At 54.5% G+C, this 12,735-nt stretch carries 14 protein-coding genes; 12 read left to right on the forward strand and 2 right to left on the reverse strand.

What is annotated here, in order from left to right; all coding sequences use genetic code 11:
- Positions 1 to 128: 128 nt before the first annotated feature.
- A complete protein-coding gene (gene trmN / locus RDN66_RS09455; RefSeq protein WP_123650365.1) occupies positions 129 to 866 on the forward strand; it encodes a tRNA(1)(Val) (adenine(37)-N(6))-methyltransferase TrmN in 738 nt (245 codons plus the stop codon).
- Here trmN and nadB read toward each other — a convergent pair.
- Positions 851 to 2,470, reverse strand: a complete 1,620-nt coding sequence (gene nadB, locus RDN66_RS09460) for an L-aspartate oxidase (protein WP_115073785.1) — start codon at positions 2,468 to 2,470, stop codon at positions 851 to 853. The genes trmN and nadB overlap by 16 nt on opposite strands.
- A gap of 417 nt (positions 2,471 to 2,887) precedes the next feature.
- Here nadB and rpoE point away from each other — a divergent pair, with 417 nt between their 5' ends.
- From rpoE to acpS, 11 genes are all read left to right on the forward strand, one after another.
- Positions 2,888 to 3,463, forward strand: a complete 576-nt coding sequence (gene rpoE / locus RDN66_RS09465; RefSeq protein WP_035893821.1) for an RNA polymerase sigma factor RpoE — start codon at positions 2,888 to 2,890, stop codon at positions 3,461 to 3,463.
- A 31-nt stretch (positions 3,464 to 3,494) separates the two neighbouring features.
- Entirely contained in the window at positions 3,495 to 4,145 is a 651-nt protein-coding gene (gene rseA / locus RDN66_RS09470; RefSeq protein ID WP_035893823.1) for an anti-sigma-E factor RseA, read from the forward strand.
- A complete protein-coding gene (gene rseB / locus RDN66_RS09475; protein ID WP_115073787.1) occupies positions 4,145 to 5,098 on the forward strand; it encodes a sigma-E factor regulatory protein RseB in 954 nt (317 codons plus the stop codon). The genes rseA and rseB overlap by 1 nt, the downstream gene beginning before the upstream one ends.
- Positions 5,095 to 5,571, forward strand: coding sequence for a SoxR-reducing system protein RseC (rseC, locus tag RDN66_RS09480; protein WP_202217424.1), 477 nt, complete (start codon positions 5,095 to 5,097; stop codon positions 5,569 to 5,571). The genes rseB and rseC overlap by 4 nt, the downstream gene beginning before the upstream one ends.
- Positions 5,572 to 5,869: 298 nt before the next feature.
- Positions 5,870 to 7,669, forward strand: a complete 1,800-nt coding sequence (gene lepA, locus RDN66_RS09485) for a translation elongation factor 4 (protein WP_035891292.1) — start codon at positions 5,870 to 5,872, stop codon at positions 7,667 to 7,669.
- A gap of 16 nt (positions 7,670 to 7,685) precedes the next feature.
- Positions 7,686 to 8,660, forward strand: coding sequence for a signal peptidase I (gene lepB / locus RDN66_RS09490; protein WP_185670084.1), 975 nt, complete (start codon positions 7,686 to 7,688; stop codon positions 8,658 to 8,660).
- A 220-nt stretch (positions 8,661 to 8,880) separates the two neighbouring features.
- Positions 8,881 to 9,561 (forward strand): ribonuclease III, encoded by a 681-nt coding sequence (gene rnc / locus RDN66_RS09495; protein WP_202217425.1) that lies wholly within the window; start codon positions 8,881 to 8,883, stop codon positions 9,559 to 9,561.
- Positions 9,558 to 10,463 carry a GTPase Era gene (gene era, locus RDN66_RS09500; protein ID WP_035891297.1) on the forward strand — a complete coding sequence of 302 codons (906 nt, stop codon included), beginning with the start codon at positions 9,558 to 9,560 and terminating at the stop codon, positions 10,461 to 10,463. Before rnc ends, era begins: the two co-directional genes overlap by 4 nt.
- A 12-nt stretch (positions 10,464 to 10,475) precedes the next feature.
- On the forward strand, positions 10,476 to 11,183 hold the full coding sequence (gene recO / locus RDN66_RS09505) for a DNA repair protein RecO (RefSeq protein WP_035891300.1): 708 nt from the start codon (positions 10,476 to 10,478) through the stop codon (positions 11,181 to 11,183).
- 95 nt (positions 11,184 to 11,278) lie between these two features.
- Positions 11,279 to 12,010: a pyridoxine 5'-phosphate synthase gene (gene pdxJ, locus RDN66_RS09510; protein WP_035891302.1), complete on the forward strand. Its 732-nt coding sequence runs from the start codon at positions 11,279 to 11,281 to the stop codon at positions 12,008 to 12,010.
- Complete coding sequence (gene acpS / locus RDN66_RS09515; RefSeq protein ID WP_035891303.1) at positions 12,010 to 12,390, forward strand: holo-ACP synthase; 381 nt, start codon at positions 12,010 to 12,012, stop codon at positions 12,388 to 12,390. The genes pdxJ and acpS overlap by 1 nt, the downstream gene beginning before the upstream one ends.
- Here the strand turns inward: acpS and RDN66_RS09520 are convergent.
- Positions 12,387 to 12,647: a YfhL family 4Fe-4S dicluster ferredoxin gene (locus tag RDN66_RS09520; protein WP_035891308.1), complete on the reverse strand. Its 261-nt coding sequence runs from the start codon at positions 12,645 to 12,647 to the stop codon at positions 12,387 to 12,389. The two genes, acpS and RDN66_RS09520, sit on opposite strands and share 4 nt — an antisense overlap.
- Positions 12,648 to 12,735: the final 88 nt, after the last annotated feature.

The raw sequence follows: 12,735 nt of genomic DNA on the forward strand, positions 1-12,735 counted from the left end.
ACCTCTGTGTGAGGCGCTGATTATAGACGTTACGGCTCTAATCTTCATCTGTTTGTATGGCTATCTGTTCTCGGGTATTGTGCATAGCTATAAAAGCACATGCAGTTCCCCTGGCAAGGTTGACCATGATCTCTGATTCTAAATCCGCGCTGCGCCGCAACGGATTTACTTTTAAGCAGTTTTTTGTTGCCCACGATCGTTGTGCGATGAAGGTGGGTACGGACGGTATTTTACTGGGTGCGTGGTCGCCTATCGCTCGGGTTAATCGGATCCTTGATATTGGTACGGGAAGCGGCCTGTTGGCGTTAATGCTGGCGCAGCGTACCGATGAAAATGTGGTTATCGATGCCGTTGAGCTCGATGAAGATGCGGCTGAACAGGCGCGGGAAAACGCGGCCGAATCGCCGTGGGCTGAACGTATTCAGGTTCACACAGCGGATATTCAGCAGTGGGTGGCTGGATTGACGACGCGCTATAACCTGATTGTCAGCAACCCGCCTTACTATGAGCAGGGCGTGGAGTGCGCCACGCCGCAGCGCGAGCAGGCGCGTTATACCACCTCACTCGACCACGAAACGCTGCTGGCCTGCGCGGCGAATGCGATTACTGAAGATGGTTTCTTCTGCGTGGTGCTGCCGGAAAACATCGGCCAGATGTTTACTCAACAGGCGTTATCCATGGGCTGGCATTTGCGCCTGCGTACCGACGTGGCGGAAACTGAAATGCGCCTGCCACATCGCGTACTGCTGGCGTTTTCTCCAAAAGGGGGAGAGTGCTTTAGCGACAGGCTTGTGATCCGTGGGCCAGAGCAGCAGTACTCGGAAGGCTACACTGCGCTGACCCAGGCGTTCTATTTATTTATGTGAACCAGCGGCGAAAGGACGGATGGCCCCGACTCCGCTAACAGATCCGGATAATCCAGCGTGTAGTGCAGGCCGCGACTCTCTTTGCGCATCATCGCGCAGCGTACGATAAGCTCGGCAACCTGAACCAGATTACGCAGCTCCAGCAGGTTGTTCGATACGCGGAAACGTGAATAGTACTCGTCCAGCTCCTGTTGCAGCATGGTGATACGACGCAGCGCGCGCTCCAGACGTTTGGTGGTGCGCACAATGCCGACATAGTCCCACATAAAGAGGCGCAGCTCGTGCCAGTTATGCTGGATGACGACCAGCTCATCGGAGTTTTCCACGCGACTTTCATCCCACGCGGGCAGTTTTTCCGCCTGACGCGCGTACGGCATGCGCTTGTGAATATCTTCCGCCGCCGACCAACCGTAGACCAGGCACTCCAGCAGTGAATTCGACGCCATGCGGTTGGCCCCGTGCAGGCCGGTATAGCTCACTTCGCCGATGGCATAAAGGCCGTCAACATCGGTGCGGCCATAGTCGTCAACCATCACGCCGCCGCAGGTGTAGTGCGCAGCAGGCACGATCGGTACCGGTTCTTTGGTCAGGTCGATGCCAAGGCCCAGTAATTTGTCATAAATCATCGGGAAGTGCTGGCGCACAAAATCTTCTGGCTTATGACTGATGTCGAGGTACATGCAGTCGACGCCAAGGCGCTTCATTTCATGGTCGATAGCGCGCGCGACGATATCGCGAGGTGCCAGCTCAGCGCGCTCGTCAAAGTCTGGCATAAAGCGACTGCCATCAGGGCGCTTCAGATGCGCGCCTTCGCCGCGCAGCGCTTCGGTCAGCAGGAAGTTACGCGCCTGTGGATGATACAGCGCCGTCGGGTGGAACTGATTGAACTCGAGGTTCGCCACGCGACAGCCTGCGCGCCAGGCCATGGCGATACCGTCTCCAGAAGAGATATCCGGGTTGGTGGTGTACTGATAAACCTTGGATGCCCCGCCGGTGGCCAGTACGACTGATTTTGCCGCACAGGTTTCAACCTTCTCTTTATTGCGATCCCAAATCCACGCACCTACCACGCGACGGGTCCCTGGCAGGCCGACCTTATCTGAGATAATTAAATCAACGGCGTTGCTGCGCTCGAGAATACGGATATTGGGGTGGTTAATGGCCTTACTCACCAGGGTATTCTCGACTTCGCGCCCGGTAGCATCGGCGGCGTGCAGAATGCGTCGATGGCTGTGTCCTCCTTCGCGCGTCAGATGATAACTCTCTTCTCCGTTTGCCTGCACCTGAGTATCAAACAGCACGCCCTGATCGATAAGCCACTGCACGCAGTGTTTAGCGTTGCTGGCGACAAACGATACGGCCTGACGGTCGCAAATTCCGGCGCCGGCAATCAGCGTGTCATCAATGTGCGATTCAATGCTGTCCGTTTCATCGAAAACGGCGGCGATACCGCCTTGCGCATAGAAGGTTGAGCCTTCGCTAATCGGCCCTTTGCTCAGCACGATAACCGAACTGTGCTCTGCAAGACGCAGCGCCAGCGATAAACCCGCAGCCCCGCTGCCGATAATCAGTACATCACAAGAAAGTTCTGGAAGTGAGTTCATTATCTTTGTTTAATTTACTAAACACGGTGATCGCAGAGTAGCACTATAAAAGCGAGGTGTGCAGGGTTTTTTTGAACTATGGTTGTAATTGCTAAACATCTGGTGACAAAACAGGCGAGAAGAGAGGCGAAGAAATAAGAAGAACGCTATGAGGTTTGAGACGTATTTATGGTGAAATAAAAGCCGCGTTACGTTACTCTTCACGGGATTTGCGTTTTTATTTCGCAACTTACGTATTGGTAAGCATCAGCAGACTTATAATGATAGACAATGAACGGTTTGCGGCTAAAGAAAAAACAAAGCGTAACGGAACTTTACGAAACTCGAACACTCTAAGTCACTGCTTGCTCATAATGTAGTGCTGGAGTGGCATTCTGATTACGCATGGGAATAAGGTTTGGGGAGACATTACCTCGGATGAGCGAGCAGTTAACGGACCAGGTCCTGGTTGAACGGGTCCAGAAAGGAGATCAGAAAGCTTTTAACCTTCTGGTAGTGCGCTATCAGCATAAGGTTGCGAGCCTGGTCTCCCGCTATGTACCCTCTGGCGATGTGCCGGATGTGGTACAAGAGTCTTTTATTAAGGCCTATCGCGCGCTGGATTCTTTCCGGGGAGATAGTGCTTTCTATACGTGGCTGTACCGTATTGCGGTGAATACAGCTAAAAATTACCTGGTTGCTCAGGGTCGTCGTCCGCCGTCTAGTGATGTTGACGCGAACGACGCCGAAAACTTTGAAAGCGGTGGCGCTTTGAAAGAAATTTCGAACCCTGAGAACTTAATGTTGTCAGAAGAACTGAGACAGATAGTTTTTCGTACCATTGATGCGCTTCCGGAAGATTTACGCATGGCAATTACCTTGCGGGAGCTCGATGGCCTAAGCTATGAAGAGATAGCGGCTATCATGGATTGTCCGGTCGGTACGGTTCGTTCACGTATCTTCCGTGCGCGAGAAGCTATTGATAATAAAGTTCAACCGCTTATCAGGCGTTGATGGAAGCGGGATACTGGAAAAGGTATTAGGCATGCAGAAAGAAAAACTTTCCGCCTTAATGGATGGTGAAACGCTGGATAACGAGCTGCTGACAGAGTTGACGCGCTCGCCAGAGTTACAGGAAACCTGGGCAAGCTATCACCTGATCCGCGACTCGCTTCGCGGCGACACCGGTGACGTGCTTCACTTCGATATTTCCTCTCGCGTTATGGCCGCCATCGAAAATGAGCCCGTTCGTCTTCCGACAGCGCCGCTTATTCCTGAAGCCCAGCCAGCACCACATCAATGGCAGAAGATGCCGTTCTGGAGCAAGGTTCGTCCATGGGCCAGTTCGCTTACCCAGATGGGGGTGGCAGCTTGCGTATCGCTTGCTGTTATTGTCGGCGTTCAGCACTATAATGGGCAACCGGAATCCTCCCAACCTGAATCACCGGTATTCAACACGCTGCCGATGATGGGTAAAGCCAGTCCAGTGAGTCTGGGGGTTCCTTCGGAAGCGTCGGCAGGCAGCACCGGGCCGCAACAGGTTCAGGAACAGCGCCGTCGTATTAATGCTATGCTGCAGGACTATGAATTGCAGCGTCGCTTGCATTCAGAACAGCTTCAGTTTGAGCAGGCACAAACCCAGCAAGCGGCTGTTCAGGTGCCAGGATATCAAACTCTAGGAACGCAATCGCAGTAATGAAGCAACTTTGGTGTGCCATGTCACTTGTGGCTGGTAGCCTGTTCTTCACCGCCAACGCCTCGGCTGATGTATCGTCCGGGGCGTTGTTGCAGGAGATGAATCTGGCCAGTCAGTCACTCAACTACGAGCTGTCGTTCGTCAGCATTAATAAATCAGGCGTTGAATCTCTGCGCTATCGTCACGTGCGTCTTAATGGACAACCGCTGGCGGAATTGCTGCAGATGGACGGCCCGCGCCGCGAAGTGGTTCAGCGTGGAAACGAGATCAGCTACTTTGAGCCGGGTCTCGATCCGTTCACGCTGAACGGCGACTATATTGTCGACTCGCTACCCTCTCTGGTTTATACCGATTTCAAACGTCTGGCGCCTTACTACGATTTTATCTCCGTAGGACGTACGCGTATTGCGGACCGCATGTGTGATGTGATCCGCGTCGTGGCGCGAGACGGCACACGCTATAGCTATATCGTGTGGATGGACTCCGAAAGCAAGCTGCCGATGCGCGTTGACCTGCTCGACCGCGATGGCGAGACTCTGGAACAGTTCCGGGTTGTGGCTCTCTCAACGGGCGATCAGGTAAGCTCCAGCATGCAGGGGCTGGCGAAAGCCAACCTGCCACCGCAGCTCTCCTTGCCAACAGGGACCAATGCGACCTTCAACTGGACGACAAGCTGGCTGCCGCAGGGCTTTAAAGAGGTCTCCAGCAGCCGTCGCACGCTGCCGAGCGTCGACAGCCCGGTTGAATCCCGTCTCTATTCCGACGGTCTGTTTAGCTTCTCTGTGAACATCAGCCGCGCGACGGCCAACAGTAGCGAGCAGATGCTGCGTACTGGTCGTCGAACGGTCACAACGACCATCCGCAATCAGGCCGATATCACGATTGTTGGCGAGCTTCCGCCTCCGACGGCGAAACGCGTTGCTGACGGTATTCAATTCAAGGGCGCGCAATGATTAAAGAGTGGGCTACCGTTATTGCCTGGGATAACGGAATTGCGCAGGTGAGTTGCGATGTAAAAGCCTCCTGCAATAGCTGCGCATCACGTGCAGGCTGCGGCAGCCGAGTGCTGAATAAGCTGGGGCCGCAGACCACCCACACTATTTCTGTTCCTAGCGCTGAACCGCTGGTGACAGGGCAAAAAGTGGAATTGGGCATTACCGAAGGTAGCCTGCTTGGCTCTGCCATGCTGGTTTATATGTCTCCGCTGCTGGGGCTGTTCGTGGTCGCTGCACTGTTCCAGGTCCTGTTCGGCACCGATATTGCGGCGCTCAGCGGCGCGGTGCTCGGCGGCGTTGGCGGGTTCCTGATTGCCAAAGGCCTCTCGCCGCGGCTTGCCGCGAGGGAAACCTGGCAGCCCATCATCATCAGCGTGGGGCTTCCGCCCGACCTGATTCGCACGACATCGTCTACCGAAATGAGCCAGTGATTACGCTGGCTTTATTATTTTTGGAACGCTCCTCGCAGGAAGCGCTATGCTTGCGGGAAGAGCATTTCCTGGTTACGCGGTTGTAGTGTAGAATGCGGCGTTTTCGAACGACTATACACAAAATCATTCGAGTTGCATCAAGGCGGCAAGCGAATGAATCCCCGGGAACGTACACCAGTACGTGATAGGGGTGAGTGAGTGCAGCCAACGCCGAGGCAACTCGAAGGATGACGTGTATACAACGTCAGGCTCCGTACCGCGGCCTCAAAGTATTCGTAAGGCATAAATATTTTAATATATGAAGAATATACGTAACTTCTCCATCATTGCACATATCGACCACGGTAAATCGACGCTGTCTGACCGCATTATTCAGATTTGTGGTGGCCTTTCCGACCGCGAAATGGAAGCCCAGGTTCTGGATTCAATGGATCTGGAACGCGAACGTGGCATTACCATCAAAGCGCAGAGCGTGACGCTGGACTTTAAATCAGCCGACGGGGAAACCTATCAGCTGAACTTTATCGACACCCCAGGCCACGTCGACTTCTCCTATGAAGTTTCCCGTTCCCTCGCGGCCTGTGAAGGCGCATTGCTGGTGGTTGACGCCGGGCAGGGCGTAGAAGCACAGACGCTGGCTAACTGCTACACCGCCATGGAAATGGATCTGGAAGTCGTGCCGGTTCTGAATAAAATCGACCTGCCAGCCGCCGATCCAGAGCGCGTAGCGGAAGAGATTGAAGATATCGTCGGCATCGACGCCACCGATGCAGTACGCTGCTCGGCGAAAACCGGCGTGGGCGTGACCGACGTGCTGGAACGTCTGGTGCGCGATATTCCACCGCCGGAAGGTGACCCGGAAGGCCCGCTGCAGGCGCTGATTATCGACTCCTGGTTCGATAACTACCTGGGCGTGGTATCGCTGGTGCGTATTAAAAACGGCACTATGCGTAAAGGCGACAAAATTAAGGTGATGAGTACCGGTCAGGTCTACAACGCAGACCGTCTGGGTATCTTCACGCCGAAACAGGTTGACCGTACCGAGCTGAAATGCGGCGAGGTAGGCTGGCTGGTTTGTGCAATCAAAGACATCCTGGGCGCGCCGGTAGGGGATACCTTAACGACATCGCGTAACCCAGCGGATAAAGCGCTGCCGGGCTTTAAAAAGGTGAAACCTCAGGTTTACGCCGGCCTATTCCCGGTCAGCTCTGACGATTACGAAAACTTCCGTGATGCGCTCGGCAAGCTGAGCCTGAACGATGCTTCCCTGTTCTATGAGCCAGAAAGCTCTACGGCGCTGGGCTTCGGCTTCCGCTGCGGCTTCCTCGGCCTGCTGCACATGGAAATCATTCAGGAACGTCTGGAACGTGAATACGATCTGGATCTGATCACCACCGCGCCTACCGTAGTGTATGAAGTGGAAACCACGGGCAAAGAAACTATCTACGTTGATAGCCCTTCCAAGCTGCCGCCGCTGAATAACATCTATGAACTGCGTGAGCCAATCGCGGAATGTCACATGCTGCTGCCGCAGGCTTACCTCGGCAACGTGATTACGCTGTGTATTGAGAAGCGTGGCGTGCAGACCAACATGGTTTACCACGGTAACCAGGTCGCGCTGACCTATGAAATCCCAATGGCGGAAGTGGTGCTCGACTTCTTCGACCGTCTGAAGTCTACCTCCCGTGGCTATGCGTCGCTGGACTACAACTTCAAACGCTTCCAGGCGTCTGACATGGTTCGCGTTGATGTTCTTATCAACAACGAGCGCGTCGATGCACTGGCGCTGATCACGCACCGCGATAACTCTCAGAGCCGTGGCCGTGAACTGGTTGAGAAGATGAAAGATCTGATCCCGCGTCAGCAGTTTGATATCGCGATTCAGGCGGCCATCGGCACGCACATTATCGCGCGTTCGACCGTTAAGCAGCTGCGTAAAAACGTTCTGGCGAAATGCTACGGTGGCGATATCAGCCGTAAGAAAAAGCTGCTGCAAAAACAGAAAGAGGGTAAAAAGCGAATGAAGCAGATCGGTAACGTCGAACTGCCGCAGGAAGCCTTCCTCGCCATTCTGCATGTCGGTAAAGACAATAAATAATCTCTAAGGAGTTGGCATGGCGAACATGTTTGCCCTGATTCTGGTGATTGCCACACTGGTAACGGGCCTTTTGTGGTGCGTTGATAAGTTTATCTTCGCGCCCAAGCGTCGGGAACGTCAGGCAGCAGCACAGGTTGCCACTGGCGAAGCGCTGGATAAAAAGACGCTGAAGAAAGTTGGCCCGAAACCGGGCTGGCTGGAAACCGGCGCGTCGGTCTTCCCGGTGCTGGCCATCGTGTTGATCGTGCGTTCATTTATCTATGAACCGTTCCAGATCCCGTCTGGTTCGATGATGCCAACGCTGCTGATTGGTGACTTTATCCTGGTGGAGAAATTCGCCTACGGGATTAAAGATCCTATCTACCAGAAGACGCTGATTGAAACCGGTCATCCGAAACGTGGCGACATTGTGGTGTTCAAATACCCGGAAGATCCGCGCCTTGATTACATCAAGCGTGCCGTGGGTCTGCCTGGGGATAAAGTCACCTACGATCCGATCGCCAAGCAGGTCACCATTCAGCCAGGATGCAGCTCCGGTCAGGCGTGCGGCAGCGCGCTGCCGGTGACCTACTCCAACGTTGAACCGAGCGATTTCGTCCAGACCTTCTCCCGCAGCAACGGCGGCGAAGCGACCAGCGGCTTCTTTGAGATGCCACAGGGCGAAAGCAAAGCGGATGGCGTGCGTCTGACGCAGCGTCAGGAGACACTGGGCGATGTGAATCACCGTATCCTGACCGTGCCAATCGCGCAGGATCAGGTCGGCATGTATTACCACCAGTCCGGTTTGCCGCTGGCAACCTGGATAGTGCCACCGGGCCACTACTTCATGATGGGTGACAACCGCGACAACAGCGCGGACAGCCGTTACTGGGGCTTTGTGCCGGAAGCGAACCTGGTGGGTAAAGCGACCGCCATCTGGATGAGCTTTGAAAAACAAGAGGGTCAATGGCCAACCGGCGTGCGTTTAAGCCGCATCGGTGGGATCCATTAATTCTTAGCCTGACTTCACGCGGTGGCTGAATAGTCGCCGCGTGAATTATTTCGTGTTTTAATCCATTCAAACTAACGACATCCCTTGTCGTTGCGTATAGAATATCCCCCCGAAGTTTCGGATGTCTCTTATCAGGGACACGGCACACGAAACCGCATTGGTTTCCTTCAGGTCTGTTTCGTGTGCTGCATTTTTGACGCATTTATTTATTTGGTATCGCATGAACCCCATCGTAATTAATCGGCTTCAACGAAAGCTGGGCTACACTTTTGTTCATCAGGAACTGTTGCAACAGGCATTAACGCACCGCAGTGCCAGCAGCAAGCACAACGAACGCTTAGAGTTTTTGGGCGATTCAATTTTAAGCTATGTGATCGCGAACGCGCTCTATCACCGCTTCCCACGCGTGGATGAAGGCGATATGAGTCGTATGCGTGCGACGCTGGTTCGCGGCAATACGCTGGCGGAAATCGCTCGTGAATTTGAGCTGGGCGAATGCCTGCGCTTAGGGCCGGGTGAGCTGAAAAGCGGCGGCTTCCGTCGGGAATCTATTCTGGCGGATACGGTTGAAGCGTTAATTGGCGGGGTGTTCCTCGACAGTGATATTCAAACCGTTGAGAGGCTGATCCTCTCCTGGTACCAGACACGTCTGGACGAAATCAGCCCAGGTGATAAACAAAAAGATCCAAAAACACGCTTGCAGGAGTATCTGCAAGGCCGTCACCTGCCGCTGCCGTCTTATCTGGTGGTTCAGGTGCGCGGGGAAGCACACGATCAAGAATTTACTATCCACTGCCAGGTTAGCGGCCTGAGTGAACCGGTGGTCGGCACAGGTTCCAGTCGTCGCAAGGCGGAACAGGCTGCCGCCGAACAGGCGTTGAAAAAGCTGGAGCTGGAATGAGCGAAGAAAAAACTTACTGCGGATTTGTTGCCATCGTCGGTCGTCCGAACGTTGGCAAATCCACGCTGCTGAACGAACTGCTGGGGCAGAAGATCTCCATCACGTCTCGTAAAGCGCAAACCACGCGTCACCGTATTGTCGGTATTCATACCGAAGGTGCGTACCAGGCTATCTACGTTGATACCCCGGGTCTGCACATGGAAGAGAAGCGTGCAATCAACCGTCTGATGAACAAAGCGGCGAGCAGCTCTATCGGTGACGTTGAGCTGATCATTTTCGTGGTTGAAGGTACCCGCTGGACGCCTGACGACGAGATGGTGCTGAACAAACTGCGCGGCGGTAAAGCGCCGGTGATTCTGGCAGTGAACAAAGTCGATAACGTTCAGGAGAAAGCGGATCTGCTGCCGCACCTGCAGTTCCTCGGCAGCCAGATGGACTTCCTCGATATCGTACCGATGTCTGCAGAGACCGGTCTGAACGTGGATACCATCGCTGGTATCGTGCGTAAGCACCTGCCGGAAGCTATTCACCACTTCCCGGAAGACTACATCACCGACCGTTCGCAGCGCTTTATGGCCTCTGAAATCATCCGTGAAAAACTGATGCGTTTCCTGGGTGCAGAACTGCCGTATTCAGTCACCGTTGAAATCGAACGCTTCGTCTCTAACGAGCGCGGCGGATACGACGTTAACGGCCTGATTCTGGTTGAGCGTGAAGGGCAGAAGAAGATGGTTATTGGTAACAAAGGTTCCAAGATTAAAACCATCGGTATCGAAGCCCGTAAGGACATGCAGGAGATGTTCGAAGCGCCTGTTCACCTTGAGCTGTGGGTGAAAGTGAAATCTGGCTGGGCCGACGACGAACGCGCACTGCGCAGTCTCGGTTATACCGACGATCTCTGAGAATAACCCCCGATGGAAGGCTGGCAGCGCGCATTTGTCCTGCATAGTCGTCCCTGGAGCGAAACCAGTCTAATACTGGACGTCTTCACGGAAGAATCGGGTCGCGTGCGCCTTGTGGCTAAAGGCGCACGTTCCAAACGTTCCAACCTTAAAGGTGCGCTTCAGCCCTTTACCCCCTTATTAGTTCGCTTTGGCGGGCGTGGCGAAGTCAAAACGCTGCGTAGCGCGGAAGCCGTCTCTCTTGCACTTCCCTTAAGCGGCATCACGCTTTACAGCGGCCTGTACGTCAACGAGCTGCTCTCCCGCGTGCTGGAGCACGAAACCCGCTTCTCTGAACTCTTCTTCGATTACCTGTATTGCATCCAGGCGCTGGCCGGTGCGACGGGCTCGCCAGAACCCGCGCTGCGCCGCTTTGAGTTAGCGCTGCTGGGGCATCTGGGCTATGGCGTCGATTTTCTGCACTGTGCCGGGAGCGGCGATGAGGTCGATGACACCATGACCTACCGCTACCGTGAAGAGAAAGGGTTTATCGCGAGCGTGGTTATCGACAACAACACCTTTACCGGGCGCCATTTGAAGGCGCTGGAGAGCCGCGAATTTCCTGATGTGGACTCGCTGCGCGCCGCGAAACGCTTTACCCGTATGGCACTGAAGCCGTATCTTGGTGGCAAACCGCTTAAGAGCCGCGAGCTATTTCGCCAGTTTGTCCCCAAGCGGTAACCCTGATTGCACTCATCCCGTTTTTCCCTCGCCCTGTGGGCGGGTTGCTGGGGTGAGGGGAAATGAACGTTAAAAATAAAGACACGAGGATTGTCATGGCTGAATTACTGTTAGGCGTCAATATTGACCACATTGCCACCCTGCGTAACGCGCGCGGCACCGCCTATCCCGATCCGGTTCAGGCGGCATTTATCGCCGAGCAGGCCGGTGCGGATGGCATCACCGTGCATTTACGTGAAGATCGTCGCCACATCACCGACCGCGACGTGCGCATTCTGCGTCAGACGCTGGACACCCGCATGAACCTGGAGATGGCCGTCACTGAAGAGATGCTGACCATCGCCTGCGAAACCAAACCGCATTTCTGCTGCCTGGTGCCGGAAAAACGTCAGGAAGTGACCACTGAAGGTGGTCTGGACGTAGCCGGTCAGCTCGACAAAATGCGCGATGCCTGCAAACGCCTGGCCGACGCTGGTATTCTGGTGTCGCTGTTTATCGATGCCGATAACGCACAGATTAAAGCCGCTGCCGACGTTGGCGCGCCGTATATCGAAATCCATACCGGCTGCTATGCCGATGCCACCACCGATGCGGAACAGGCTAAAGAGCTTGAGCGCATTGCGAAAGCGGCGACCTATGCAGCCAGCCTGGGGCTGAAGGTTAATGCGGGTCACGGCCTTACCTACCACAACGTTAAAGCCGTTGCCGCGCTGCCGGAAATGCACGAGCTGAATATCGGCCATGCAATTATTGGTCGTGCGGTAATGACCGGCCTGAAAGAGGCGGTTGCCGAGATGAAACGCCTGATGCTGGAAGCGCGCGCGTAATGGCGATTCTGGGGCTCGGTACCGATATCGTCGAAATCGCCCGTATTGAAGGGGTCATTGCCCGTAGCGGCGATCGCCTTGCACGCCGCGTGCTCAGCGATAACGAATGGGCCATCTGGGAGACGCACCAGCAGCCGGTGCGTTTTCTGGCGAAGCGCTTTGCAGTCAAAGAAGCGGCCTCAAAAGCGCTGGGTACCGGTATTCGTAACGGTCTGGCGTTTAACCAGTTTGAAGTTTACAACGATGAGATGGGTAAACCGAAGCTGCGGTTATGGGGTGAGGCAAAGCTGCTGGCAGAGCGAATGGGCGTGGCGCATATGCATGTGACGCTCGCCGATGAGCGTCACTACGCCTGCGCAACGGTGATTATCGAAAGCTAGATCTTGTCCGCGTGATGCATCTGGACGAATTTATCCCACAGCTGCTCTTCGCTTTCTGCATGTGCCGGATCCTTGAGAATGGTATTCGGGATCGGGCACACTTTCTGACAGGTTGGTGTGTCGTAATGGCCAATGCACTCGGTGCAGCGATCGCTGTTGATCTCATAGATGCTATCACCCATCGAAATCGCCTCGTTCGGGCATTCCGGTTCGCACATATCGCAGTTGATACATTTTTTGGTGATTAACAGCGCCATCAGGACATTCTCAGAAACGAAATAAACAGGGCGCGCATTATACGCTCATTTTCCGCCCAGGCCATACCTTTTCTGTGGTAATAGCACC

This window comes from uncultured Kluyvera sp. (assembly GCF_902485085.1).
Lineage (GTDB): Bacteria > Pseudomonadota > Gammaproteobacteria > Enterobacterales > Enterobacteriaceae > Kluyvera > Kluyvera ascorbata.